The 26,059-nt window shown below is 72.4% G+C and carries 23 protein-coding genes; 9 read left to right on the top strand and 14 right to left on the bottom strand.

The window, feature by feature from the left end:
• Window positions 1-139 precede the first annotated feature (139 nt).
• Window positions 140-1,237: a bifunctional succinyldiaminopimelate transaminase/glutamate-prephenate aminotransferase gene (locus ACGF4C_RS30745; protein WP_393570580.1), complete on the bottom strand. Its 1,098-nt coding sequence runs from the start codon at window positions 1,235-1,237 to the stop codon at window positions 140-142.
• 149 nt (window positions 1,238-1,386) lie between these two features.
• A complete protein-coding gene (gene fdxA, locus ACGF4C_RS30750) occupies window positions 1,387-1,707 on the bottom strand; it encodes a ferredoxin (RefSeq protein ID WP_018089397.1) in 321 nt (106 codons plus the stop codon).
• A 140-nt stretch (window positions 1,708-1,847) separates the two neighbouring features.
• Here fdxA and ACGF4C_RS30755 point away from each other — a divergent pair, with 140 nt between their 5' ends.
• Window positions 1,848-2,918 (top strand): GNAT family N-acetyltransferase, encoded by a 1,071-nt coding sequence (locus ACGF4C_RS30755; protein ID WP_393570582.1) that lies wholly within the window; start codon window positions 1,848-1,850, stop codon window positions 2,916-2,918.
• Window positions 2,919-2,935: 17 nt separating this feature from the next.
• Complete coding sequence (locus tag ACGF4C_RS30760; RefSeq protein ID WP_393570584.1) at window positions 2,936-3,805, top strand: tetratricopeptide repeat protein; 870 nt, start codon at window positions 2,936-2,938, stop codon at window positions 3,803-3,805.
• Here the strand turns inward: ACGF4C_RS30760 and ACGF4C_RS30765 are convergent.
• The 9 genes from ACGF4C_RS30765 to ACGF4C_RS30805 all read right to left on the bottom strand — a co-directional run bounded on the left by ACGF4C_RS30765 (window position 3,772) and on the right by ACGF4C_RS30805 (window position 12,974).
• The gene (locus ACGF4C_RS30765) at window positions 3,772-4,905 is read right to left on the bottom strand and encodes a PP2C family protein-serine/threonine phosphatase (protein WP_393570586.1); all 1,134 of its coding nucleotides are present in this window, start codon (window positions 4,903-4,905) and stop codon (window positions 3,772-3,774) included. The genes ACGF4C_RS30760 and ACGF4C_RS30765 overlap by 34 nt on opposite strands.
• 94 nt (window positions 4,906-4,999) lie before the next feature.
• The gene (locus ACGF4C_RS30770; protein ID WP_393570588.1) at window positions 5,000-5,605 is read right to left on the bottom strand and encodes a response regulator; all 606 of its coding nucleotides are present in this window, start codon (window positions 5,603-5,605) and stop codon (window positions 5,000-5,002) included.
• Between the two features lie 54 nt (window positions 5,606-5,659).
• A complete protein-coding gene (locus ACGF4C_RS30775; RefSeq protein WP_393570590.1) occupies window positions 5,660-6,901 on the bottom strand; it encodes a sensor histidine kinase in 1,242 nt (413 codons plus the stop codon).
• Entirely contained in the window at window positions 6,898-7,635 is a 738-nt protein-coding gene (locus ACGF4C_RS30780; protein ID WP_393570592.1) for an ABC transporter permease, read from the bottom strand. The genes ACGF4C_RS30775 and ACGF4C_RS30780 overlap by 4 nt, the downstream gene beginning before the upstream one ends.
• Window positions 7,632-8,627, bottom strand: a complete 996-nt coding sequence (locus ACGF4C_RS30785; protein ID WP_393570594.1) for an ABC transporter ATP-binding protein — start codon at window positions 8,625-8,627, stop codon at window positions 7,632-7,634. The genes ACGF4C_RS30780 and ACGF4C_RS30785 overlap by 4 nt, the downstream gene beginning before the upstream one ends.
• 169 nt (window positions 8,628-8,796) lie before the next feature.
• Window positions 8,797-10,947 (bottom strand): hypothetical protein, encoded by a 2,151-nt coding sequence (locus ACGF4C_RS30790; RefSeq protein ID WP_393570596.1) that lies wholly within the window; start codon window positions 10,945-10,947, stop codon window positions 8,797-8,799.
• A 218-nt stretch (window positions 10,948-11,165) separates the two neighbouring features.
• Entirely contained in the window at window positions 11,166-11,693 is a 528-nt protein-coding gene (locus tag ACGF4C_RS30795; protein WP_393570598.1) for a DUF6113 family protein, read from the bottom strand.
• Window positions 11,690-12,631, bottom strand: a complete 942-nt coding sequence (mshB, locus tag ACGF4C_RS30800; protein WP_393570600.1) for an N-acetyl-1-D-myo-inositol-2-amino-2-deoxy-alpha-D-glucopyranoside deacetylase — start codon at window positions 12,629-12,631, stop codon at window positions 11,690-11,692. The genes ACGF4C_RS30795 and mshB overlap by 4 nt, the downstream gene beginning before the upstream one ends.
• Window positions 12,632-12,779: 148 nt before the next feature.
• Window positions 12,780-12,974 carry a hypothetical protein gene (locus tag ACGF4C_RS30805; RefSeq protein ID WP_360947039.1) on the bottom strand — a complete coding sequence of 65 codons (195 nt, stop codon included), beginning with the start codon at window positions 12,972-12,974 and terminating at the stop codon, window positions 12,780-12,782.
• Window positions 12,975-13,242: 268 nt separating this feature from the next.
• Here ACGF4C_RS30805 and ACGF4C_RS30810 point away from each other — a divergent pair, with 268 nt between their 5' ends.
• Window positions 13,243-15,411: a prolyl oligopeptidase family serine peptidase gene (locus ACGF4C_RS30810; RefSeq protein WP_393570603.1), complete on the top strand. Its 2,169-nt coding sequence runs from the start codon at window positions 13,243-13,245 to the stop codon at window positions 15,409-15,411.
• Between the two features lie 207 nt (window positions 15,412-15,618).
• On the opposite strand, the gene ACGF4C_RS30815 is transcribed toward ACGF4C_RS30810, so the two are convergent.
• The gene (locus tag ACGF4C_RS30815) at window positions 15,619-16,743 is read right to left on the bottom strand and encodes a hypothetical protein (protein ID WP_393570605.1); all 1,125 of its coding nucleotides are present in this window, start codon (window positions 16,741-16,743) and stop codon (window positions 15,619-15,621) included.
• Window positions 16,744-17,252: 509 nt separating this feature from the next.
• Between ACGF4C_RS30815 and ACGF4C_RS30820 the strand changes: the two genes are divergently transcribed.
• The 6 genes from ACGF4C_RS30820 (at window position 17,253) to ACGF4C_RS30845 (ending at window position 23,981) form a co-directional block, all read left to right on the top strand.
• Window positions 17,253-18,287, top strand: coding sequence for an ABC transporter permease (locus ACGF4C_RS30820; RefSeq protein ID WP_078865975.1), 1,035 nt, complete (start codon window positions 17,253-17,255; stop codon window positions 18,285-18,287).
• Window positions 18,288-18,396: 109 nt separating this feature from the next.
• Window positions 18,397-20,196, top strand: coding sequence for an ABC transporter substrate-binding protein (locus tag ACGF4C_RS30825; RefSeq protein ID WP_393570607.1), 1,800 nt, complete (start codon window positions 18,397-18,399; stop codon window positions 20,194-20,196).
• Window positions 20,197-20,337: 141 nt separating this feature from the next.
• Window positions 20,338-21,309, top strand: coding sequence for an ABC transporter permease (locus tag ACGF4C_RS30830; RefSeq protein ID WP_030412233.1), 972 nt, complete (start codon window positions 20,338-20,340; stop codon window positions 21,307-21,309).
• Between the two features lie 11 nt (window positions 21,310-21,320).
• The gene (locus ACGF4C_RS30835) at window positions 21,321-22,382 is read left to right on the top strand and encodes an ABC transporter ATP-binding protein (protein WP_393570610.1); all 1,062 of its coding nucleotides are present in this window, start codon (window positions 21,321-21,323) and stop codon (window positions 22,380-22,382) included.
• 12 nt (window positions 22,383-22,394) lie between these two features.
• The gene (locus tag ACGF4C_RS30840; RefSeq protein ID WP_393570612.1) at window positions 22,395-23,528 is read left to right on the top strand and encodes an ABC transporter ATP-binding protein; all 1,134 of its coding nucleotides are present in this window, start codon (window positions 22,395-22,397) and stop codon (window positions 23,526-23,528) included.
• An 84-nt stretch (window positions 23,529-23,612) separates the two neighbouring features.
• The gene (locus ACGF4C_RS30845; RefSeq protein ID WP_393570614.1) at window positions 23,613-23,981 is read left to right on the top strand and encodes a MerR family transcriptional regulator; all 369 of its coding nucleotides are present in this window, start codon (window positions 23,613-23,615) and stop codon (window positions 23,979-23,981) included.
• An 8-nt stretch (window positions 23,982-23,989) separates the two neighbouring features.
• Here the strand turns inward: ACGF4C_RS30845 and ACGF4C_RS30850 are convergent, their stop codons facing one another.
• Both ACGF4C_RS30850 and ACGF4C_RS30855 read right to left on the bottom strand, forming a co-directional pair.
• The gene (locus tag ACGF4C_RS30850) at window positions 23,990-25,024 is read right to left on the bottom strand and encodes an ABC transporter ATP-binding protein (RefSeq protein ID WP_393570616.1); all 1,035 of its coding nucleotides are present in this window, start codon (window positions 25,022-25,024) and stop codon (window positions 23,990-23,992) included.
• Window positions 25,011-26,051 (bottom strand): ABC transporter ATP-binding protein, encoded by a 1,041-nt coding sequence (locus ACGF4C_RS30855; RefSeq protein ID WP_393570618.1) that lies wholly within the window; start codon window positions 26,049-26,051, stop codon window positions 25,011-25,013. Before ACGF4C_RS30855 ends, ACGF4C_RS30850 begins: the two co-directional genes overlap by 14 nt.
• Window positions 26,052-26,059 lie beyond the last annotated feature (8 nt).

A 26,059-nucleotide genomic window follows, 5' to 3' on the forward strand; every position in this document is an offset into this window, starting at 1 on the left:
CGGACGCCCTCCCCAGACACAACGTCGGCCTTCACGACCACAACCAGGTCGTGAAGGCCGACGTCACGCTCGGGCCCGAATTAACCAACAGCGTCAGAGTGTCTCCCCGGGCCCCTGTATGCGTGGCGTCAGACGGCGGTCATCCCGCCAGGCGGCCCACCGCGGCGGCCACCCGCTCGTCGGTGGCCGTGAACGCGATCCGGACGAACCGCTCGCCCGCGGCGCCGTAGAACTCACCCGGGGCGACCAGGATGCCGCGCTCGGCGAGGGCGCCGACGGTGTCCCAGCAGGGCTCGTCGCGGGTCGCCCACAGGTAGAGCGACGCCTCGCTGTGCTCGATGCGGAAGCCGTCGGCGAGCAGCGCCTCGCGCAGCGCCGTACGGCGGGCCGCGTAGCGCTCGCGCTGTTCGTGGACGTGCGTGTCGTCGCCGAGCGCCGCCACCACCGCGGCCTGGGTGGGCGCCGAGGTCATCATGCCGCCGTGCTTGCGGATCTCCAGCAGCGGGCCGAGGACGGCCGGGTCGCCGGCCAGGAAGGCCGCGCGGTAGCCCGCGAGGTTGGAGCGCTTGGAGAGCGAGTGGACCGCGACCAGGCCGTCGTACGAGCCGCCGTTGACGTCCGGGTGCAGGACCGAGACCGGGTCGGCCTCCCAGCCCAGTTCGAGGTAGCACTCGTCGGAGACGAGGAGCACGCCGTGCTCGCGGGCCCAGGCGACGATGCCGGTCAGCTCGTCCTTGGACAGGACCCTGCCGGTCGGGTTGGACGGCGAGTTCAGCCAGAGCAGCTTCAGGTGCGTCGGGTCCAGCTCGCGCGGGTCGTCGTAGACCACGTGATCGGCGCGGGCCAGGCGGGCGCCGACCTCGTAGGTCGGGTAGGCCAGGCGCGGGTGGGCGACCTTGTCGCCCGGGCCGAGGCCCAGCTGGGTCGGCAGCCAGGCGACGAGCTCCTTGGAGCCGACGATCGGCAGGACGTGGTGGTGGGTGACCCCGCGGGCGCCCAGACGGCGCTCCAGCCAGCCGGTGATCGCGTCGCGCAGTGCGGGGGTGCCCCAGACCGTCGGATAGCCCGGGGAGTCCGCCGCGTCGATCAGCGCCTTCCGGACCAGCTCGGGGACCGGGTCGACCGGGGTGCCGACGGAGAGGTCGACGATCCCGTCCGGGTGCGCGGCGGCCGTCTTCTTGTACGGCTCCAGCTTGTCCCAGGGGAAGACCGGAAGCCGGGCGGTGACTGCGGACACGGGGTGGCTCACTTTCCTCGGTGCGGCAAACGCCTCGGTCCCGTACGGCGGCGATCAAGGCGATCGGGCCGTACGGGACCGTGGCGGCGCCGTTCGGCCGCTGATGACGCCGGGGAGGGGGAGCCGGCCGGCTCCCTCCGCCCGGGCGGTTACTGGTTCTGCGGCGGCAGCGCTGCGATGAAGGGGTGGTCCCGCTCGATCAGGCCGAGCTTGCTGGCGCCACCGGGCGAGCCCAGCTCGTCGAAGAACTCGACGTTCGCCTTGTAGTAGTCCTTCCACTCCTCCGGGGTGTCGTCCTCGTAGAAGATGGCCTCAACCGGGCAGACCGGCTCACAGGCGCCACAGTCGACGCATTCGTCCGGGTGGATGTACAAGGACCGGGAGCCCTCGTAGATGCAGTCGACCGGGCACTCCTCGATGCACGCCTTGTCCTTGACGTCGACACAAGGCTGCGCGATGACGTAGGTCACGCTGTCGTTCCTCCTCGTTAGGGCCGGCGGACCGATTGGCGGTACCGCCGCAGGGCGCGCGGGAGCGCGGCGTCGTCGATGCCCGCCACCTAGTATCTCCGTTCCCGGGCACGAGACGAACAAGAGGGGCGGTTTGAGCGATGGAATTCCTGGCCGGCGGTCGCACGGAGGTCCGCATCACCCGTGCTGACGTGGGCAAAAGGGTATCCGTCCGGCGCCTCACCGGGGACCGGGAGGGCGGAGCGGCGTTCACGGACGCGGTCGGGGTGCTCACATCGTGGGACGAGGGTGTGCTGAGCATCACACGCCGCTCCGGTGAGTGCGTACGGATCGAGGAGTCCTCGCTGGTCGCCGCCAAGGTGGTGCCCGCGGCCCGGCCCCGCCGGAAGGTCCCCTCCGCCGGCGCACGTGAGCTCCAGGAGGTCGCGGCACGCGGCTGGCCGGCCACCGAGACCGAGCGTCTCGGCGAATGGACGCTGCGGGCCAGCGTGCAGGAGGTGCCCGGCGAAGCCGGTCCCGGTGGGGTGGTGGCCGGGCGACGGGTGGGCTTCACCAGGCGGGGCAATTCCGTGCTGCCGCTCGGCGATCCCGGGATGCCGCTGGACACCGCGCTGGAGCGGATCGCGCAGTGGTACGCGGCGCGCGGGCTGCCGCCGGTGATCACGGTCGCCACCGGCCGCCCGGACGCCGACGACGCGCTGGCCGCGGAGCTGGCGCGGCGCGGCTGGACCGCCGAGGCGCACACCCGGGTCCTGATCTCGGCGCTGGCCCCGCTGGCCGACACCGACGCGGACCTCTCCCGCGTCACGCTGTCCCGGGAGCCGGGCGACGCCTGGCTGGCCCTCTACAACCGGACCGGCGACGCCGGCGGCCCCACCCCGACCGCTCGGCAGGTGCTGACCGGCGGCCCGTCGGTGTGGTTCGCGACGGTACGGGGTGAGGACGGCGGCACGGCGGCCATCGGGCGGCTGGTCGTCGACGGCCGGTGGGCCGGTTTCGCAGCGATCGAGGTGGCCCCGGCCGAGCGGCGGCAGGGGCTGGCCTCACTGGTCATGGCGGCGCTCGCCGAACGGGCGCTGGACGAGGGCGCCTCCGCGGCGTACCTCCAGGTCGAGGCGGACAACGAGGGCGCGCTGGCGCTCTACGAACGGCTCGGCTTCACCGACCACCACGGCTACCACTACCGGCGGGCCCTGCCCGGCGGGCGCTGAACGGGTATCGGTCGGGTATGGCATCCCGTACGCCCGAGGAACCCGGGCCGGAGCCGGACGCGCGGGCCGCGCGGCGGCGCCGGTTCGCCGCGGCCGCCCGCGAGGAGCGGCCCGATCTGTCCCTGCTCTGCCTGCTGGTGGCGGCCGAGGCCGATCCCGGGCTGGACGAGGCCGGCCTGGACGCGGCCCAGATCGAGCTGGACCGGCTGGCCGGGCTGCTGCCGTACCACCCGGCGGGCGGCCCGGGGGCCTGGGCCCGCAATCTGGCCGAGCTGCTCGGCACCCGCTGCGGTTTCGGCGGCTCGCCCGCCGACTACCGGCGGCTGTCCTCCTCGTTGCTGCACGAGGTGCTGCGGCGCCGCCGCGGGCTGCCGATCCTGCTGTCGGTGGTGTGGATGGAGGTCGCCCGGCGGGCCGGCGCGCCGGTGTACGGGGTGGCGCTGCCGGGCCATTTCGTCGTCGGCTTCGGTGATCCGGCCGGGGCGCATGTGCTCGCCGATCCGTTCGCCGGCGGGCGGCTGCTCACCGACGAGGACGCGGCGCTGCTGGTCGCGGGGGCGACCGGCGGGCAGCTGACCCGGCCGATGACGGCCCCGGCAGATCCGCTGGAGATCGTGCTGCGGGTGCTCAACAACATCCGGGCCTGGGCCGAGGCCCGGCCCGAGCACAGCGCGGTGCAGCTGTGGGCGCTGGACCTGTCACTGCTGCTGCCCAGCCGTCCCGCGCGGCTGCGCCTGGAGCGGGCCCAACTCCTGGTCCGGCGCGGGGAGTTCCTCGAAGGGGCGGCGGAGCTGACGGAGTACGCCGAGGTGGTGGCGGCGGTCGACCCGGCCGGTGCGGAGGCGATCCGCCGTCAGGCCGCGGCGGCCCGCGCGATGCTCAACTGAGCCGTCTCCGCGCGGCGGCCGACGACCAGGACCGTGGCGTCGTCCTTGAGGTCGCCGCCGGTGAAGCCCTCCAGGTCGGCCCGCAGCGTGCGGGCCAGTTCGGGCGGTGCCAGCCGGGTCCAGCCGGCCAGCCGCTCGCCCAGGGGGTAGAAGGTGCCGTCCGGGCCGCGCGCCTCGGTCACGCCGTCCGTGCACAGCAGGATCCGGTCGCCGGGCTCCGGGCGGACCGGCACCCCGCGCCGTGGTTCGCCGCCGAGCGTGCCCAGGCCCAGCGGCAGCCCGCCCTCGCCGTCCCGGCGCTCGTACACCGCGCCGTCGCGGATCAGGTAGTACGGGATGTGGCCGCAGGACAGCACCCGGCCGCGCGGCGGCCCGGCCCCGCCGTCCCGCACCTCCATCAGCAGCGCGGTGACGAACCGCTCGTCGGTGCCCTGCTCGGCCGAGCGCGTGTTGTAGCGGGCCAGCGCCTGCTCCATCCGGTCGGCCACCGTCTCCAGGGCGTCGTGGTAGTGCGCGGCCTCCCGGAACGCCGCCAGCACCTCCAGCCCGGCGCCGATCGCCGGCATGCCCTTGCCCTGGACGTCGCCGATCATCAGCCGCAGCCCGTGCGGGGTGTCGACGGCCTCGTAGATGTCGCCGCCGACCCGGGCGCCTTCCTGGGCGGAGACGTAGAAGCCGTACGCCTCGACCGGGCCGGCGCGCAGCGGCAGCTCGCGCAGCATGGCCCGCTGCACGGTGTCGGCCACCAGGCTGGTCCGGGCGTGCAGCGCCTCCCGCTGGAGCCGGACGCGGCACAGCATCACGGAGAAGGCCGCCGCCAGGCAGGCCCAGAAGACGGCGGTGATCCGGCTGACCGGGGCCCAGTCGACGGTGGTGAAGGTGTCGACGTACGTCAGGCACAGCAGGTAGACGGCCGCGACCAGGACGGTCCGCCGCAGGGAGCAGCGCAGCGCGGCGTACAGCGGGGCGATGCCCAGGAAGGCGGACTGGTGCAGTTCGGGGCCGATGTCGACCGCGTCCAGGACCGTGACGCCGACGATCACGAGGATCAGCACCACGGTGGTGCCGCGGCCGCCCTCCGGGGCGCGGTTGAGGGGCATAACACTTCAAGCCTGCGGGACGGCACCCGACGGCGCACAGGGGAGCAGGTCCCGGGGCGGGCGGCCCGGGCGTGCGGGGCGGTGCCCCGGGGTCTTACAGCCAGCCCTTGTCGCGGGCCGTGCGCACCGCCTCGGCGCGGTTGCGGGCGCCGGTCTTCTGGATGGCGGTGGACAGGTAGTTGCGGACCGTGCCCTGGGAGAGGTGGAGGGCGGCGGCGATCTCGGCGTTGGTGGAGCCGTCCGCGGCGGTCCGCAGCACCTCCCGTTCGCGCTCGGTGAGCGGGCTGGCGCCGTCGGCCAGCGCGGCCGCCGCCAGCGCCGGGTCGATGACCCGCTCGCCGCGCAGCACCCGGCGCACCGCGTCCGCGAGCCGGGCCGCCGGGGCGTCCTTGACCAGGAAGGCGTCCGCGCCGGCCTCCATGGCGCGGCGCAGATAGCCGGGGCGGCCGAAGGTGGTGAGGATGACGATCTTCACGCCGGGCAGCTCGCCGCGCAGCGCGGCCGCCGCGTCCAGGCCGGTGAGGCCCGGCATCTCGATGTCCAGCAGGGCGACGTCCACGTCGTGTGCCCGCGCGGTGGCCACCACCTCGTCGCCGCGCGCCGCCTGTGCGACGACCTCCAGGTCCGCCTCCAGCGACAGCAGCGCGGCCAGCGCCTCCCGGACCATCGACTGGTCCTCGGCCAGCAACACCCTGATCATGCCGGTCAGCTTAGAGGCTGGGCGCGGCCCGCCGGGCGGGCGTGCGGCCGGTGGCTACGCCTGGCCCGGCAGCGGCTCCGGGAAGGCCCCGGCGGCGGGCGGCGAGGGGGCCGGGGCGGCCAGCGGCACGTAGGCGCGCAGGGCGAAGCCGGGGCCGCGCGGGGCCGGGCCGGTCTCCAGCCGGCCGTCGGCCAGGGCCAGCCGCTCGCGCAGGCCGGTCAGGCCGTTGCCGTCGTGTCCGCCGCCGCGCGGCGGCCCGATGCCGTCGTCGATGACCGCCAGGCACAGGTAGCGCCGCTCGTCGGCCTCCCACTCCTCGGTCAGCAGCACCTCGCAGCGGTGGGCGCCGCTGTGCCGGACGACGTTGGTGACCGCCTCGCGCAGCGCCCAGGCCAGCGCGCTCTCCTCGTCGGCCGCGAGGCCCCGGTGCTCCTCGTCCAGCGCCGGGTCGACGGCGGCGGTGATGCCGGCGGTGCGCAGCGCGGCCCGGACCCCGGCCAGCTCGACGGCGATCCGGGGGCGGCGGTAGCCGGTGACCGCCTCCCGCACGTCGACCAGCGCCTGCCGGCTGACCCGTTCGATGTCGGCCACCTGGCGGGCGGCGTCGTCCGGGCGGTCCGGCAGCATCCGGCCGGCCAGCTCGCTCTTGAGCGTGATCAGGGAGAGCGAGTGGCCGAGGAGGTCGTGCAGATCGCGGGCGAGCCGCAGCCGCTCGTCGTTGGCGGCGAGCCGGGCGACCTCCTGGCGGGCGGCGCGCAGCTCCTGGGTCGTACGGATCAGGTGCTGCACGCCGACCATCGCGAAGCCGCTGAGCAGACAGGGCAGGGCGTAGGCGAACAGGTAGATCCGGACGTCCGGGTAGCTCGTGCCGACCAGGACGAGGACGGCGGTCAGTGCGGGGATGGCCCACCGGGACGTGCGGAAGGGCTGGGTGACCGCGACCGCGACGCACACGAACGTGAAGAGCACCAGCCAGTTCGGCCCGAGCGTCGAGGCCAGCAGCACGGCCAGCGCCGCGATGAAGACCACGGCCGCCCGGATCACGCCCGAGGGCATCGGCCGGTGGGCCATGTGCCGGAAGACCAGGACGAAGTAGACGCCGACGAACGTCAGGAGACCGCTCCAGCCCAGCACCTCGCGGGCCGGGGACAGCCCGCCCTCGGCCAGGCTCCCGATGGGGCCCGCGAGGTAGAGGAACCAGATGACGATCCAGACGGACTTCACCAGCGCCTGGCGGCGGGTGCGCGGCGGGGTGCCGATCATCACCGGGTTGTCGTCGGTCTCCGGTCCGTTCATGCCCGGCGGGTGTCCTTCCGGTAGAGCCAGGCCGCGCCGCCGGCGAACAGCACCAGGTAGCCGGCGAGGAGGGCGATGTCCTTCACGTGCGGGGCGCCACCGGCCTCGACGGCGGTGCCGAGCGCCGTGTACGCGTGGGTGGGCAGCCATTCGGCGATGTCCTGCACCCACTGCGGCAGGATCGTCAGCGGCATCCACAGGCCGCCGAGGAACGCCAGGCCGAAGTAGATCAGCATGGCGATCGGGCGGACCGCGTCACCGGTGGCGAGGTAGCCGATGGCGACGCCCAGGGCGGCGAAGACGAAGCTGCCGAGCCAGGTGCCGGCGGCGATCGCCAGCCACTGCCAGGCTTCCAGCCGGACGCCCTTGACGACCGCGGCGGCGAGCATGACCAGCACGATCGACGGCAGGCTGACGGTCGCGGCGGCGGCCATCTTGGCGGCGACGTAGCCGCGGCCCGGCAGGGCGGTCAGCCGCAGCTGCCGCACCCACCCCTTCTCGCGCTCCTTGGCGATGCGCTCGCTGTTGCCCAGCAGCACGGCGGTCATGGCACCGAATGCTGCCATGGACACCATGAAGTACAGCCCCATGTTCAGTTTCATGCCGGGGATCGGGGTGCTGTCCGCGCCGCCGGCGATGATCAGGTACAGCGCCGGCGGGTAGATCACCGAGAAGAACATGAACTTCTTGTTGCGCAGCGCGCGGACGATCTCCAGCTTGATCAGGGTGGTCATCGGGCCGCCTCCTCGGCGGTGGCGGGGCTCTGGTCGGACGCGGTGGTCAGGGCGATGAAGGCCTGCTCCAGGCCGAGGCCGGAGACCTCCAGGTTGTGCGGGTAGAGGCCGAGGCGGTAGACGGCGTGCACGGTGGCGTCGGCGTCCCGGGACTGGATCCGGACGGTGCGGCGGGAGCCCGCGGCGGAGCCGCCGTCGGACACGGTCAGCGAGGTCAGGTGCGGCAGGCCGTGCAGCGCGTCGTGATCGACCGGCCCGTCGAGGTCGAAGGTGATCCGGCGGGCACCGGCCCGGGCCTTGATCTCGGCGGCGGTGCCGTCGGCCAGCACCCGGCCGCGGTGCAGCACGATCACCCGGTCGGCGATCGCGTCGGCCTCTTCGAGGTAGTGGGTGGCGAACAGCACCGTGCGGCCCTGCTGGGCCTGCTTGCGCATCGCGCCCCAGAAGGTCTGCCGGGACGTCACGTCCATGCCGGTGGTCGGCTCGTCCAGCACGATCAGGTCGTTGGCGCCGGCGGTGGCGAGCGCGAAGCGGACCCGCTGTTCCTGGCCGCCGGAGAGCTTGTCGACCATGCGGTCGGCGATCTCGGTGATGCCGGCGGTGGCCAGGACCTCGTCGAGCGGAGCGCCGCGCGGGTGCAGATCGCGGGCCAGCTTCACCAGCTCCCGGACCTTGACGCCCTCCATCAGGCCGCCGCTCTGCAGCATCGCGCCGACCCTGCCCTGTTCGATGGCGCGCTGCGGGGTGGTGCCGAAGAGGGTCACCGTGCCGGCGTCCGCGCTGCGCAGGCCGAGCAGCAGGTCGAGGGTGGAGGACTTGCCGGCGCCGTTCGGGCCGAGGAGGGCGACGGTCTCGCCGGGGTGCAGCTCCAGGTTCAGGTCGGCGACCGCGCGCACCGCGCCGTAGCTCTTGCTGACCTGTCGGAAGCTGACCACCGGTGCCCGGTCCGCCTCCTGGGCGGCGGTGACTGTGCTGGTCGCTGTCGTCGTCATGGTGCCAGCTTCCCGGGCGCGCCCCGGTGCCCGGCAGTGTCGGACGTCCGCACTCCGGCATGACATCTGTCATGGGGGAGGCCCCCTAGGGGTTCTCCCGGGGCGGTGCGCCGGGAGTGCCTCCAGGGGGCCTCGGGCCGGTGGCCGGCCGGGTGCGTACGGTCCGCCGTCAGCCGTCCGCGCCGATGGTCTGGATCCGCTCGGCGGGGGTGCGGCCGAGCAGCGCCTTGGCGACCGCGCTGGCCACCTCCTCGACCGTGATCGGCTTCTTCGAGCCGTCGCCCTTGGTGAGCAGGACGCCGTTGAAGGTGTCGCCGTAGAGCTGCTTGAGGGCCGCCCGGTCGTAGTACGGCACCAGCTCGCCGTTGCTGCCGATCTTGAACGACAGGAACTTCGGGATGGACTTCTGCGGGCTGAAGGAGACCGCGTGGGCGCCCGTACGGACCGTCACCAGGCCGGACATGGCGGGCTGGGCGTACTGCTTCATCGCCCGGTCCACCGCGGCCTTGCTCACCCGCGGCTGCTGGGTGCCGGCGGCGAGCACCACGGGGGTGTCGGTGCCGTTGGTGACCCGCTCGCGGTAGGCGTCGGCGACCTTCTGGCGGGAGGCCTTGACGTCGATCGCCTTGTGCGGGACGCCGTAGTGGGGCACCGCCTTGCCGTTCTCGAAGGTGATCCCGCCGTCCTCGGCGGCGCCGCCGGGGCCGGCGATGTTCTCCAGCGCGACCGACAGCTTCTCGTCGTCGACGACCATGGCGGGCTTGGCCGTCCGGTCGACGCCGAACAGCGAGCCGATGACGGAGACCGGGTTGTAGTCCCGGCCGGCCGCGTTGCGGACCGTCGCCTGCGGGTCGATGTCCAGGCCCGCCTTGGCCGGCAGCAGGGTCGCGGGCTTGCCGTCGACGGTGAGCTTGAGCGGCGCGGTGCGGCGGTCCTTGAGCGCCGACTCCAGCTTCTTGACGGCCTCTTCCTTGGTGGCGCCGCCGATGTTCACGCCGAGCGCGGTGGTGCCGTTGGGCACGTCGGCGTGGTCGAGCAGCAGGCCCGCGCCGTAGGCGACACCGGCCAGGACGACGACCGCGACGGCCGCCAGGACCAGCTTGTTGCGGCCCTTCTTGGGCGGGTTGATCGGCTCGGGGATCTTGGGCCGCGGCTTGGGGGCCGCGCTGTCGCCGTCACCCGGTGCGGAGGCGAACGGCGACGGGGCCGACGGGCCGTCGGATCCGGGCACCGTGGGAATGCCGCTGACCAGGGTGTCGCCGGACACCCGGTCGCGACGGCCGGGCGCCTGGCCCCGGGTGCCGCCCTTCGGGCCGCCGGCGGCCGGGCCGGCCTGCGAGCCGGGCAGGCCGCCCGAGATGCCGCCGGCGCCGCGGCCGCTGCCCGGGCCGGTCAGCGGTCCGGGGGCCTGCGGGGTGAGTTCGGCGGTGTCGTCGATCTTCGGTGCCGGGCCGCCGAAGCCGGGCGGGAGGTTGAGCGCCGAGTCGCCCTTGGCCGGACCCGTGGTGGGGCCGGCGGGTCCGCCCGGGCCGCCCACCGGGGCGTCGAAGGGGCTGTGGTCCGGGGCCACGCCGGTGGGCGCGTCGAACGGCGAGGCGCTGCCCTGCCCCGCGCCGTCGAACGGCGAACCGGCGTCCCGCGGGCCGCCGTCGAAGGGCGAACCGGCGTCCGGCCGCCCGCCGTCGAACGGCGAGGGGCCACCGGCCCGGCCGCCCTCGTCGAACGGCGAGCCGCCGCCCTGCGCCACCGGGGCGTCGGAGAAGTACGGCAGATCGGGGCGCTGGGGCGCGCCGGTGCCCGACGGGCCGCGCGGCGGGGTCGGGCCGCCCGGGGCGGGCGGCGCGGGGTGCGATCCGGTGCTCGACGACGAGCCGGCCGGCCCGGGCGCCCCGGCCTGCGGCTTGCGCGGCGCGAACCAGTCGCTGGTCTTGTCGCCGCGGCCGCCCGTGGTGGCGTCGTCCGCGGCGGCCTCCGGGCGGGGGGTGCTGCCGGTGCGTTCGGCACCGCGCTCGGCACCGCGCGCCGGGCGCGGGGCGCCACGGGAACCGCCGGAAGCGGCCGATGCGTTCATACCGGACTCCTCACCGACGGGCTTGCGCACGACGACCGGCGGGATCGGGCGGGAGCCCGGAATGTTGATCTTGATCCGCGTCGTCAGCGTGGTCTCGGTCTTGGGCTCCTCCGGCTGCGCCGCGGCACCGGGCGCCAGCCCCTCGTCGGCGTCTCCCCTGGGCGAGCCGTACGGCGGCGTCCCCGACGGGTACGCGGCTCCGCCACGGCCCCGCGGGCCGGAGGACGAACTGTCAGATTCACGACTCAAAGCAGGTTCTCCCGGTTGGCGCTCCGCCGCTCGTCAGAGATGATCCCCGGCCTCAGGACCGGAGGGTGCCCCCAGGGCGGCGCGACGGCGCGCACCACCATACTGTCCGCCGCAGGCGGACACCCGGGGAGCTTACGAACACCGCCGCCATGGGCGAACCCCCTGGACCGGGGCCGTTGGTCCGGACCCGCACGGCATTCGTCCCGGTATGCACCACGTCATCCGCCAACTCGGCCGGGCCGGGCGCCCATCGTGCGCATCTGGGCCGCGGTGGCACAGATCACAGCCACCACGATGCCGCCCAGCAGGAAGACGTAGGAGCCGGCGCCGGGGCCGAAGAGGAAGTCCCCTTCCGGCCGGACGTCGCTCAGCAGCACGAACACCGTCACCAGCCAGGCCGCGCCGGGCACCAGCGCGCCCGCGGTGGTGCCGCTCGCCCGGGTGCCGCCGTAGAAGAGGCCGCCGACGGCCGCCAGGGCCAGCACCAATCCGCCCGGGAACCAAGCGGCTTGCACCAGCGTCCCGGCCAGCGCCACCAGCACGCCCGCGACCAGGAGCAGGACGTATATGCCGATCCGGCCGGGGGTGAGTGGTGCCGGCCCGGCCGCGGGTGCGGCCGGTGCGCCGGACCGCCCGCCGGGCCCGGACCCGCCGCCGGACGTCGCGCGCGAGCGCCGCCCCTCGGCCGCGCCGCCCTTGCCGTCGTCAGCGGCCGCGCCGCCGTTGCCGCCCTTCGCCGTGCTCATTCCGCAGCCTCCTCGATCCGGGCACTCTCCTCCATACCCACCATTTCGCCGATACCCGCGAAGAGGTCGTCCTCACGGTCCCCGGCCGCTGCCCCTGGAACTCCGTGCACCAGCCGATAGTGCTCCGTGCCGAACAGCGGCTGCCCCAAGTCGTTGGAGAGCGCGAAGAACGGCCCGTCGACCGCGATCTGGGTGTAGTGGGCGCGCATCGCCGCCGCCTTGGCGGCGGCGTACGCCGGGCCGCCGGAAATCGAGGCGGTGACCTCGGAGTCCGGCACCACCCCCGGTACGTCGTCGACGGTGGCCACGCCGGGGAAGCTGTGCCCGGCCGCCTGCAGCCGCGCGAAGCCCTCCTCGACCACGGAACGGGGGTTGCAGTTCCAGTAAATCTTCCCGATCGCATACGCGCCGCCGAGCTCCGGACGGAAATCCGCCCGCGCGGCCAGCTCGGCGCCGCGCATGGCCACGCGGTGCGCCTTGATGTGGTCGGGGTGGCCGTATCCGCCGTTCGGGTCATAGGTGACCAGGACCTGCGGCCGGACCTCGCGGATGACCGCCACCAGATCGGCGGCCGCCGCGTCGAGCGGGGCCTGCCAGAAGGAGTCGGGGCGGTCGTTCTGCGGGGCGCCCATCATGCCGGAGTCGCGGTACCGGCCCGGCGCGCCGAGGAAGCGGTGGTCGGTGACGCCCAGCTCGGCCATGGCGGCGGCCAGCTCACCGACGCGGTGCGGGCCGAGGGTGTCGTCCCGGTCCGGCGCGAGGTGCGCGAGCTCGGACGGGATCACCTCGCCCTCCTCGCCGCGCGTGCAGGTGACGAGGGTGACCAGCGCGCCCTCGGCCGCGTACTTGGCCATGGTCACGCCGTTGTTGATCGACTCGTCGTCCGGATGGGCGTGGACCAGCAGGAGACGACGGGCGGAGGGAGGGTGCGCGGTCATGCGGACAAGCCTACGAGCCGCCACCGACACCCTCACCCCGCGCTCGGTCCGCCGGCCGGGGACCGGCCGGAACGCACCGCTTGGGACGTACCGCTCAGGAAGTACCGCCCGGCACGTGCCGCTCGGCACGCTGCCCGGAACCCGCTGCTCAGAACTTGATGCCGCCGATCATGCTGGCGACGTTCGTCGTCAGCTGCTTGACCGACGGTGCGATGGACGAGCTGGCCAGATAGAAGCCCAGCAACATACAGACGAAGGCATGCACGGCCTTCAGCCCGGCCTTCTTGACGAGCAAGAAGACGATGATCGCCAGCAGCACCACCGCCGAAATCGAGAGTGCCACGGCGGCTCACCTCCAAGTATCCACGGCCCGAACAGAGTTGATGGCACACGGACCGCCGTCGCGGACCCGTACACCGGGGTATGCCAAGGGCTCTTTACCCCGTACCCACTACGCGCAAGGGATCATAACTTTCCGTCCAAGCGCATAAGTCGGAGCACGGAAGCAGAGCGGGGGCGCACACGATCTTCACGAGCGCGACGCGGTGAGCCGGGCAATCCCCCGCTCCCGAACCGGCCCGATCCGGGGACACCTCGCCTAGGCTCGGCCCATGACCGGACAGCCTTCGTTCCCGCGGCAGTACGCCCGTACGCAGCGCTTCACCCTCGGCGCCCCGCGCAGCTACACCGTCTCCCCCGACGCCGCCCGGATCGTCTTCCTCCGTTCCCCCTCGGGCACCGAGCGCAGCCAGCAGCTGTGGGTGCTGGACCTGGACGAGGGACGGGAGTTCACCGCCGCCGATCCGCAGGCACTGCTGGCCGGCGCCCAGGAGGACCTCTCCCCCGAGGAGCGGGCCCGCCGCGAGCGCAGCCGGGAGAGTTCGGCGGGCATCGTGGGCTATGCCACGGACGCCGCGGTGGAGTTGGCGGCGTTCCCGCTCTCCGGCCGGCTGTTCGTCTCCGAGCTGCGGGCCGGCACCACGCGTGAACTCCCGGTGCCGGGCCCGGTGGTGGACCCCCGCCCGTCCCCGGACGGCCGGCATGTGGCCTTCGTGGCGGAGGGCCGGCTGCGGGTGGTCGCAGTGGCCGGCGCGATGACGTCGGACGGCGGCGGGACGGCCGAGAGGGTGCTGGCCGAGCCGGACGGGCCCGAGGTGACCTGGGGCCTCGCGGAGTTCATCGCGGCCGAGGAGATGGGGCGGTACCGGGGCTTCTGGTGGTCCCCGGACAGCGACGCGGTGCTGGCCGCACGGGTGGACGAGGCACCGGTGCGGCGCTGGTGGATCTCCGACCCGGCGCACCCGGACCGCGAGCCCGCCCGGATCGCGTACCCGGCCGCCGGCACCGCCAATGCCGAGGTCTCGCTGACCCTGTTCGGGCTGGACGGCTCGCGCACCGACATCGACTGGGACCGCGGGCGCTACCCCTACCTCGCCCGCGTCCACTGGTCCGCGGCCGGTCCGCCGCTGCTCCTCGTCCAGGCCCGGGACCAGCGCGACCAGCGCTATCTCACGGTCGACACCGCGACCGGTGCGACCCGGACGGTGCACGAGGACGAGGACGAGGCGTGGGTCGAGCCGTTCCCCGGGGTGCCGGCCTGGACGCCGGACGGCCGGCTGGTGCGGATCGCCGACGAGGGCGGCGCGCGCAAGCTGTTCGTCGGCGACCGGCCGCTGACCGGGGCGCCGCTGCACGTCCGCGCGGTGCTGGACATCGGCGAGGAGGACGTGCTGTTCTCCGCGAGCGGCGCCGACATGCACGACATCGGCGTCTACCGCGCCTGGTTCCGCGGCAGCGGCGACCAGGGCGGCTGGGAGCGGGTGGGCGACCGGCCGTACCCGACGGTGTCCTCCGCGGTGCGCGGCGGCGCGCTGACCGTGCTCTCCCAGACCTCACTGGAGCGCCCCGGCACCCAGGTGGACGTGGTCCGGCTGGACCCGGACGGCGGGGAGAAGACCCTCGCCACGATCGGCTCGTACGCCGAGGAGCCGGCGCTCACCGCCCGGCCCCGGCTGGTCCTGGCCGGCGAGCGGGAGATCCCGTGCGCGGTGCTGCTGCCCGACGGTTATGCGGAGGGCGACGGTCCGCTGCCGGTGCTGCTGGACCCGTACGGCGGTCCGCACGGCCAGCGGGTGGTCGCCGCGCACAACGCGCATCTGACCTCGCAGTGGTTCGCCGACCAGGGGTTCGCGGTGATCGTCGCGGACGGCCGGGGCACCCCGGGCCGCTCCCCCGCCTGGGAGAAGGCGGTCTCCCGGCGGATCGCCGAGATCACCCTGGACGACCAGGTGCACGCCCTGCAGGCACTGGCCGGATCCTTTCCCCTGGACCTCGACCGGGTGGCGATCCGCGGCTGGTCCTTCGGCGGCTATCTGGCGGGGCTGGCCGCACTGCGCCGGCCCGATGTCTTCCATGCCGCGGTGGTCGGCGCCCCGGTCACCGACCTCCGGCTGTACGACACCCACTATCAGGAGCGGTACCTCGGCCATCCGGACCAGGAACCGACGGTCTACGCGGAGAACTCGCTGGTCACGGACGAGGGGCTGGCCGGGGCGCGGGAGCCGCACCGCCCGATGCTGATCGTGCACGGCCTGGCGGACGACAACGTGGTCGTGGCCCACTCACTGCGCCTGTCCTCGGCCCTGCTGGCGGCCGGCCGCCCGCACGAGGTCCTGCCACTGTCCGGGGTGACCCATATGACGCCCCAGGAACAGGTGACCGAAAACCTACTGCTGCTCCAGGTGGACTTCCTCAAGCGGTCATTGGGGATGCGGCGTTGAGGCTGCCGTACGAGGGCGCCGCCCCGACGGGTCCGTTCTGACGGGCCGTTCTGACGGGGCCGTTCTGACCGCGGGAATATCCCCCTGCCCCGACCCGTTGTGGCCCCGAAGGGGGGCATGTGTCCCTTAGGGGATCTGTTCGACCGCCCCCTAAGGGCCGATCCGGCCCCGCCCCGCCCCACCCGCTCCCCCCACCCCGCCCCGTGATCACCACCCCGGCGGCAGCGTGCTCGGCGGGGGTGGGGCGTGTGGGGGGCGGGTCTCGCCCGGGGCGGAGCCGTAGGCGCGCAGCTCGTCGGGGTCCGCGGCGGGCGGTGGCAGACCGGGCCGGGCCGCGGCGAGCAGCACGACCGGGCCCGCGGCCGCCGACAGGGCCGCCGCGGCGAGCCCGAGCTGGACCCCGCCCGGCACCACCGCCAGCCGCCCGAACTGCCCCGCGCGCACGGCGAGGGCAAGCGTCACCGCGCCGTGCACGGTCAGCAGTGCCCCGGCGGCGGCCGCTGCGGGCCGGGCCCAGGCGGCCCGGCGGAACGCGGCCGCCGCACCGGCCAGCGCCAGCAGTGCCAGCACCGCCGTCTGCCAGTCGGCCGGGGGCTCCAGCAGGGCCCGTACGGCGCCCGTGCCGCCGGTCAGCCGCCTGCCGTACGCCTCGCCGCCGAGCCGTACCCAGTGGTGGGCCTCATGGGCCGTCAGGGCCAGTCCGGCGGCGCCCAGGAGGAGGCCCGCAAGGACCGCCGGCCCCTTGTACGGGCGGCCGGCCGGGCCGGGGCCCGCCCCGTACGGCACCGCGTGCACGACCCCGTACGCCGAGGACGCCACCTCGGGCAGGGCGTCGGCCCGGCGCCCGCCGGGCCGGCCCGTGCGCCCGCGCCGCCGGACCGCGCCGGCCGCCACCGCGCACAGCACCGCCGCCGCCACGAGCTGGGCCCCGACGGTCGCCCGGGCCCACGTCAGCAGCCCGCCGTCCGCGCCGGGCGGCGGGGCCGCGGCCGTCGTCCACAGCACCGGCAGCCGCAGCAGGACGAGGCCGGCCGCGAGGGAGCACAGGGCGCCGGCGGCGACGGCGGGAGCGGGGGCCCGGCGCCGTACGGCCGCCACGGCACCGAGCGCGCCGAGCACCAGCAGCGGGTCCAGGGCCGAGGTGGCCCAGACGGTGTGCCCGCCCGGCCGGCGGGCCGCGCCGCTCCAGTGCCGCCACAGGTCCGCGCCCTGCCCGGCGACGGCGAGGTCCCGGACGATCCAGCCGGCGCCGGAGAGCGCCAGCAGCACGCAGAGCCAAGTGGCGGTGCGGCGCATGCCTTTGGTGAGAAAGCTGTCCCGCTCTGTGGACACGGCCCGTCCCCCGTCCGTGTCGGTGTGCCGGGTGGCCTGGGGCGCCGCGGGGACGCGGCGTCCACCGCAGATCTACTCCAGTACCGGCGTGGGCACAACAGAGCGGGACGGGGTACGGGGTGGGCGGGCCGCCGCACCGTGGGGACAAAACCCCCCGAAACGGCAACCGGCCGGGCCGCCCTCTGGCGTCCCGGCCGGTCCACGGCACCCGCACGGCCGTACGTTGTTCATCATGGCGCGTCCGTATATCGGTGTTGCGACAGTGAAGTTGCCTTCACGTTAAAGCGGTTGGTGGCGATATGTCCCCCATGCCGGATATCCCGCCCTCCTGTCAAGCACGCACTGGCGTCGATCTGCGCAATGTTCGCTCAAGAAGTAGACGACCTGTTCGCGAGCACACCCGATCCCCTTGACTCCGCCATAAATCACTTGCGAAAGTCCGCACATCCAGCGGTGCGAATCGACACCGCTTCACGTTCCAAGAGAACTCGGCGCGGGGGCACTTCGCGATGACTAGTCCATCCCAGACCGCCGCTGACAGGTCCGACACCCCAGGGCTTGGATCCGGCGGCCTGAAGAAGGAAAAGAAGGGCAAGGGCGGTGAGCTCGTCGGCCGTTCCCCCGGCCAATTGATGTGGACGCGCTTCAAGCGCGACCGCACCGGCATGATCTGCGCGATCGTCGTACTCGCCTTCTTCGTCATCGCGGCACTGGCCCCGGTGATCAGTGCGCTGTACGGCAAGGACCCGTACACCCTCTACGGCAGCGACGACCCGAATCTCCTCGATGAATTCGGCTATCCGGCCGGCCCCAACGGCGGGATCTCCCCGGAACACTGGTTCGGCATCGAACCGCAGCTGGGCCGCGATGTGTTCATGCGGCTGGTCTACGGCATGCGGATGTCGCTCGGCATCTCCGTCGCGGTGACCCTCCTGACCGTGCTCACCGGCATCATCATCGGCATCACCGCCGGCTACATCGGCGGCAAGACCGACTACTTCCTCAGCCGGGTCATCGACTTCCTGCTGGCGTTCCCGAGCCAGCTGACCTTCGTGGCCTTCATGCCGGTCGTGGTGGCGCTCTTCGTGCCGCCGGGCGACGAGACCCCGACCTACGTGCGGGTCTGTGCGCTGATCATCGTGCAGTGGTCCCTGGGCTGGATGGGTCTGGCCCGACTGCTCCGCGGCCAGGTGCTCTCCCTCCGCGAGCGGGAGTTCGTCGAGGCCGCGAAGATCACCGGCGCCTCGCCCTGGCGGATCATCCGCAAGGAACTGCTGCCGAACGTCGTCACTCCGGTGCTGGTGCAGGGCACCTACATGCTGCCCCTCTTCGTGACCGCGGAGGCGGGTCTGTCCTTCCTGGGCGTCGGCATCGTCGAGCCGACCCCGGACTGGGGTGCGCTGTTCCAGGCGGGCGCGCGCTTCTACGAGAACGACCCGACGTTCCTGCTCATCCCCGCCGTGGCCATGGTGGTCTTCGTGCTCTGCTTCAACCTGCTCGGAGACTCGGTACGCGACGCCTTCGATCCCAAGTCCGGGCGCTGATCGTCCGCTTGAGGGGGCTTGCTGTCACCCCACCCGTCCGGGCCTGTCCCGGGATGCGTCAGACAGCACATCTGGACCCACCAACTGACAGGCAGGTGCTTGGAACCCCATGAACGCACTTTCTACGCGCAGAGCACGCGCGGCGATCGTGGCCCTCGCGGCCGGATCGCTCGCGCTCACCGGCTGCAGCGGCGGCAGCAACAACAACAAGGACAAGGCGCAGACCGACGCGGACGCCGCGGCCCAGGCCAAGACGATCCCGATGGGCACCGCCGCCGACTCCACCGGCCCGGCCGTCGCCGTCAAGGGTGCCCGCAACGGCGGCACCATCCGCGTGTACCAGCGTGACAGCTACAACCACCTGGACCCGGGTCAGATGTACGTCAGCGACATGAAGGCGCTGTCGCAGCTGATCTTCCGCGGGCTGACCGCCTTCAAGCAGGACGACCAGGGCAACGCCAAGGTCGTCGGTGACCTCGCCACCGACGCCGGCCAGATGTCCGACGGCGGCAAGACCTGGAAGTACACGCTCAAGGACGGCATCAAGTTCGAGGACGGCAAGCCGATCACCTCGAAGGACATCCGCCACTCCATAGAGCGCCTGTACGCCAAGTTCATCACCGACGGCCCGACCTACGTCCAGACCTGGCTGTCGGGCGCCGGCACCACCTACCGCAAGGCGCTGCCGGAGGGCCCGTACAAGGGCGACCACCTGCCCAAGAGCGTCCTGGACACGCCGGACGACAAGACCGTCATCTTCCACTTCAAGAAGCCGCAGTCGCAGCTGCCGTACGCGCTGACGATGCCCGGCTACAGCGTGGTCCCGGACAGCGCCAAGGACACCAAGGACGCCTACGACGTGGCGCCGGTGTGCTCCGGTCCGTACAAGATCGCGTCGTTCAAGTCCGGCAAGTCCATGCAGCTGGTGCGCAACAAGAACTGGGACGCGAAGACCGACCCGGTCCACCACCAGTACCCGGACGGCTTCAACATCACCTTCAACCACCAGGCGTCGGACTCCACCAAGCGCCTGATGGCCGACCAGGGTGAGGCCAAGAACGCGGTGAGCTTCACCAACGCGGTCGACCCCACGCTGACCAAGGACGTGCTGAACAACGCCAGCGCCAGCAAGCGCATGGTGCAGGGCTACCAGCCCTACGTCTGGCAGATGAACTTCAACATGGACCGCCTCAAGGACAAGCGGATCCGTGACGCGATCACCTACGCGCTGCCGGACCAGCAGCTGGTCCGCCTCAACGGCGGCAGCTACGGCGGTGAGATCGCCGGCGGTCTGCTCGCCCCGACCGTCGCGGGCTACAAGAAGGGCTACGACCCCTACGGCAAGCTCTCGCACCCCAACGGTGAGCCGGAGAAGGCCAAGAAGCTCCTCAAGGAGGCCGGCAAGACGGGCATGAAGCTCGTCTACGCGTACTCCAACACCGAGTCCCGCCAGAAGGAAGCCGTCGCCATCGAGGACGCGCTGACCAAGGCCGGCTTCAACGTGCAGAAGAAGGAGGTCGACGCGGCCTCCTGGTACGAGCAGATGGGCAAGGTCGACAACGGCTTCGACATCTACATGACCGGCTGGGGCCAGGACTGGCCGGACGCCTCGACCGTGATCCCGCCGTCGTACGACGGCACCACGATCCAGGACGGCGCCTCGAACTACTCCCACGTCAACGACAAGCACGTGAACTCCGAGATCGCCCGGATCTCCGAGATCACCGACGTCAAGAAGGCGACCGAGGAGTGGCAGAAGCTGCACCAGTACATCGTGGAGAAGGTCAACCCGGCCGCGCCGGCCTTCTACACCAAGGTGCTCCAGCTGTACGGCTCGAACGTCGGTGGCATCCGCTACAACCTGGACGTCAGCTACCTCGACCCGAACACGCTGTACCTGAAGAAGTGACCCGAGCGGTTGCCCTTACGGCAATCGCCTGACGAAGGCACTCCGGAGAGCGCGCACACGGCGGAACGCGCGCTCTCCGGGGCCTTCGTCCGCCACCCCTCACGCCCACTGCCGCCGCCGTCCTGAGAGCAGCGAACTGCCATGCTTCAATTCCTACTTCGCCGGACGTTCGGCGCTGTTGTCATCCTTCTCCTGCTCAGTGCCTTCACCTTCTTCGTGTTCTTCGGTGCCGGCGACCCGGCAGCGATGTCCTGCGGCAAGAACTGCACCGCGGACAACATCGCGCTGATCCACCAGAACCTCGGCCTCGACAAGCCGCTGACCACCCAGTACTGGGACTGGCTGGTCGGCATCTTCGCCGGCCGGGACTACTCCATCGGCCACTGCAGCGCCCCCTGCTTCGGCTACTCCTTCGCCACCAAGCAGGACGTCTGGTCCACGCTGATCGACCGGCTCCCCACCACCGCCTCGCTGGCCATCGGCGGCGCCGCGGTGTTCCTGACCGTCGGTCTGGCCACCGGCCTGCTCGCCGCGTACAAGCGCGGTTCGATGCTCGACAAGGTGCTCACCTCCATCTCGATGGTGCTGAGCTCGGCGCAGATCTACATCCTCGGCCCGATCGCGCTCGGTCTGTTCGTCTACAGCGGCCTGATGGACTCGCCCAAGTACGTGGACTTCACCTCGGACCCGGCCGGCTGGTTCATGGGCCTGCTGATCCCCTGGATCGTGATGGCGACGATCTTCACGGCGCAGTACACCCGTATGTCCCGCTCGACGATGATCGAGCAGCTGCAGGAGGAACACGTCCGGACGGCCAAGGCCAAGGGCATGTCCAGCAGTTACGTCTTCCTGCGCTACGCCTGGCGCGGTTCGCTGATCCCGATCGTGACCATCCTCGGCATGGACCTCAGCTCGCTGTTCGGCGGCGCGATGATCACCGAGTTCACCTTCCAGCTGGCCGGTGTCGGACGGCTCGCGATCGACTCCGTCATCACCCTTGATCTGCCCATGGTCCTGGGCGTGCTGGTCTTCAGCGCCGCCCTGATCCTGGTGTTCAACATCATCGTGGATGCGACGTACGCCTTCATCGACCCGCGCGTGCGCCTGTCCTAGGAGAGCCTGAAGTGACCACACTCACCAAGACCGAAGGCACCACCGTGCCGGCCGGGTCCGACCCCTTCCTGTCCGTTCGTGACCTGCACGTGCGGTTCTCCACCGAGGACGGCATCGTCAAGGCGGTCGACGGTCTCTCCTTCGATCTGGAACGCGGCGAAACGCTCGGCATCGTCGGCGAATCGGGCTCCGGCAAGTCGGTGACCAACCTGGCGATCCTGGGTCTGCACAACCCCAAGGCCACCGAGATCGGCGGCGAGATCCACCTGGACGGCCAGGAGCTCACCGGGGCCAAGGAGAAGACCCTGGAGAAGCTCCGCGGCAACAAGATGGCGATGATCTTCCAGGACGCGCTGACCGCGCTGTCGCCGTACTACACGGTCGGCCGGCAGATCGCCGAGCCGTTCATGAAGCACACCGGCGCCAGCAAGCGCGAGGGCCGGCAGCGCGCCATCGAGATGCTGACCAAGGTCGGCATCCCGCAGCCCAACCTGCGGGTGGACGACTACCCGCACCAGTTCTCCGGCGGTATGCGCCAGCGCGCGATGATCGCCATGGCGCTGGTCTGCAATCCGCAGCTGCTGATCGCCGACGAGCCGACCACCGCCCTCGACGTCACCGTCCAGGCGCAGATCCTCGACCTGCTCAAGGACCTCCAGCAGGAGTTCGGCTCCGCGATCATCCTGATCACCCACGACCTCGGCGTGGTCGCCAACACGGCGGACAAGCTGCTGGTGATGTACGCGGGCCGGGCGGTCGAGCGGGGCTCCGTCAAGGAGATCCTCACCGAGCCGCGGCACCCGTACACCTGGGGCCTGCTCAGCTCGATGCCGCGGCTCTCCTCGGACGTCACCGAGGCGCTGCACCCGATCCCGGGCTCCCCGCCGAGCCTGCTGAACCCGCCGTCCGGCTGCCCGTTCAACCCCCGCTGCGGCTTCACCGCCGAGGTCGGCGGCAGCCGTTGCACCGACGAGCGGCCGCCGCTGGCGCCGGGTCGCGCCGCCGCGTGCCACCTGAGCGTCGAGCAGAAGCAGACCTTCTTCACCGAGCAGATCAAGCCCCGGCTGGGCTAGGGAGCGACCACCATGACCGACAACGTCACCCTCCCCGCGCCCCGGGACGCCGTGCCCGCGAAGGGCGAGCCGCTGCTCACCGCCGAGGGCCTCACCAAGCACTTCCCGATCTACGGCGGTTTTCCGTTCAAGCGGCGGGTCGGCGCGGTGCAGGCCGTCGACGGCGTCGACCTGACCGTGCACGCCGGGGAGAGCTTCGGCCTGGTCGGCGAGTCCGGCTGCGGCAAGTCCACCACCGGACGGCTGCTCACCCGGCTGATGGAGCCGACCTCCGGCAAGATCACGTACCAGGGCCGGGACATCACCCACGCGGGTCGCAAGGAGCTGGCACCGATCCGCTCCGAGATCCAGATGATCTTCCAGGACCCGTACGCCTCGCTCAACCCGCGGCAGACGGTCGGCACGATCATCGGCGGCCCGATGGAGATCAACGGGATCAATCCGCCCGGTGGCCGGGAGAAGCGGATCCGCGAGCTCCTGGAGACCGTGGGTCTGAACCCGGAGCACTACAACCGCTTCCCGCACGAGTTCTCCGGCGGCCAGCGGCAGCGCATCGGCGTCGCCCGGGCGCTCGCCCTGGAGCCGAAGCTGATCGTCGCCGACGAGCCGGTCTCCGCGCTCGACGTGTCCATCCAGGCGCAGGTCGTCAACCTGCTCCAGGACCTCCAGCGCGAGCTGGGCATCGCGTTCCTGTTCATCGCCCACGACCTGGCGATCGTGCGCCACTTCAGCGAGCGGGTCGCGGTGATGTACCTCGGCAAGATCGTCGAGGTGGGCAGCCGCGACGAGATCTACCACCGGCCGCGCCACCCGTACACCCACGCGCTGCTCTCGGCCGTGCCCGAGGCCAAGTTCGTGGAGAGCGAGGAGGAGGAGCGCGAGCGCATCCGCCTCGCCGGTGACGTGCCCTCGCCGGTCAACCCGCCCTCGGGCTGCCGCTTCCGCACCCGCTGCTGGAAGGCGCAGGAGAAGTGCGCGACCGAGGAGCCGCCGCTGATCCAGCTCGGCGGCAACGCGGCGGGCCACCTGACGGCCTGCCACTTCCCCGAGGAGCCGACGACCGCGGCCCGCGACGAGGACATCATCCTGGACCCGGCGCTGGCAGCCATCGAGGAGTCCGCGGCGGAGTCGGAGTCCACCGAGTAACGCGGACGCGACGGCCCGGCGCCGCCGTGGCGGGAATGATCCCCGCCACGGCGGCGCTGTCGTTTCCACAGGAGGTGGGTGCCGATGCGGATCGGGGAGCTGTCGGAGCGTACGGGCACGCCCCGGCGGCTGTTGCGGTATTACGAGGAGCAGGGGCTGATCGTCTCCGACCGCTGCGCCAACGGCTACCGCGCCTACGACGAGCCGACCGTCGACCGGGTGCGGCAGATCCGGGGCCTGCTGGACGCCGGGCTGCCGACCCGGATCATCCGGCAGATCCTGCCCTGTCTGAACGGGCCCCGGGCGATCCACTTCCCGGACGCCACCCCGGAGATGCTCGCCACCCTGGAGCACGAGCGCGACCGGATGACCGAACGCATCGAGACCCTGTGCCGGAATCGGGACGCCATCGGCGCGTACCTGGCGGTGGTGCGCGGCGGCGTCCGGGCCTGAGGCACCGGCTACTCGCTCGGCACGACGTGCCGCTCCTCCGCGAAGTGGCAGGCCGACGCGTGGTGCGCGGGTCCGGTCGACTCGCGGAATTCCGGGGGCACGTCGAGCGGCGGGACGACCTCGGCGCACAGCGGGCGGGCCTTCCAGCAGCGGGTGCGGAAGGGGCAGCCGGACGGCGGGTCGGCCGGTGAGGGGACGTCCCCGCTGAGCAGGATGCGGTCCCGGTGGACGCGGGCCTCCGGGTCGGGCACGGGGACGGCGGAGAGCAGGGCCTGGGTGTAGGGGTGGGTGGGGTGGTCGTAGATCTGCTCGTCGGTGCCGGTCTCGGCGATCCGGCCCAGGTACATCACCGCGATCCGGTCGGAGATGTGCCGGACGACGGACAGGTCGTGCGCGATGAAGACGTAGGAGAGGTCGAACTCGTCCTGCAACTGCTCCAGCAGGTTGACCACTTGGGCCTGCACGGAGACGTCCAGCGCGGAGACCGGTTCGTCGGCGACGATGATCTCCGGGCGCAGCGCCAGACCGCGGGCGATGCCGATGCGCTGGCGCTGGCCGCCGGAGAACTGGTGCGGGTAGCGGTTGACGAACTCCGGGTTGAGGCCGACGACTTCGAGGAGTTCCTGGACCCGGCGGCGGCGGTCCCCCTTGGGGGCGGCCTCCGGGTGGATCTCGTACGGTTCGCCGATGATGTCGCCGACCGTCATACGGGGGTTGAGGGAGGTGTAGGGGTCCTGGAAGACCATCTGGATGTTGCGGCGCACGGCGGTGAGGGCGCGGCCCGAGAGGGCCGTGATGTCCTCGCCGTGGTAGCGGATCTGACCGGACGTCGGGCGTTCCAGGCCGACCAGCAGCCGGGCGAGGGTGGACTTCCCGCACCCCGATTCGCCGACCACACCGAGCGTTTCGCCCTTCCGGAGCGTCAAGGAGACCCCGTCGACGGCCTTGACCGCGCCGATCTGCTTCCGGAAGAGCACGCCCCGGGTGAGCGGGAAGTGCTTGACCAGGTCGCGCACTTCGAGGAGGGGTTCACCGGGCGCCATCGAGGGTCTCCTTCCAGAAGTGGCAGGCGCTGGCCCGGCCGGGCCCGGCCTCGTACAGCGGCGGCGGGTCGGTGCGGCAGACGTCCTGGGCCAGCGGGCAGCGCGGGTGGAAGGGGCAGCCCGGCGGGATGGCGGTCAGGCTGGGCGGCAGTCCCTTGATGGCGTGCAGCCGGCGGCCCTTGTGGTCCAGCCGCGGGATGGACTCCAGCAGTCCGCGGGTGTACGGGTGGGCGGGCGCGCGGTAGAGGGCGTGGACGGGCGCGGTCTCGACGATCCGGCCCGCGTACATCACCGCGATGGTGTCGGCGACGTCCGCGACCACCCCGAGGTCGTGGGTGATCAGGATCAGTCCCATGGTGAGCTCGCGCTGCAGCTCGGCGAGCAGGTCCATCACCTGGGCCTGGACGGTGACGTCGAGTGCGGTGGTCGGCTCGTCGGCGATGATCAGGTCGGGGCCGAGGGCGAGCGCCATGGCGATCATGATGCGCTGGCGCATCCCGCCGGAGAACTGGTGCGGGTAGTCGCCCACCCGCTGCCGGGCGGCGGGGATGCCGACCCGTTCCATCAGCTCCACGGCCCGGCCGCGGGCCGCCTTGCGGGAGGTGCCCTCGTGGACCGTGAACATCTCGGCGAGCTGGGCCCCGACGCTGAGGACCGGGTTCAGCGCGGACAGCGCGTCCTGGAAGATCATCGCCATCTTGGCGCCGCGGATCCGGCGCCGCTCGTCCTTGCGCAGGGTCAGCAGGTCGCGGCCGTGGAAGAGCACCTGGCCGCCGGTCACCCGGCCGGGCGGGGAGTCGAGGATGCCCATCACGGCCTGGGCGGTGACGGACTTGCCGGAGCCGGACTCGCCGAGCACCGCCAGGGTCTCCCCCGGCGCCACGCGGTAGCTGACGCCGTTGACGGCGTGCGCCACCCCGTCCCGGGTCCGGAACTCCACCTTCAGGTCCCGTACGTCCAGCAGGGCCGTCCCGCCGCCCTCCCCGCTGTGCCCGCCGCCCTCCCCGCTGTGCCCGTCGTTCGTCATCTGCCGTC

The organism is Streptomyces sp. NPDC048197 (assembly GCF_043202395.1).
GTDB classification, from domain to species: Bacteria; Actinomycetota; Actinomycetes; order Streptomycetales; family Streptomycetaceae; genus Streptomyces; species Streptomyces siderophoricus.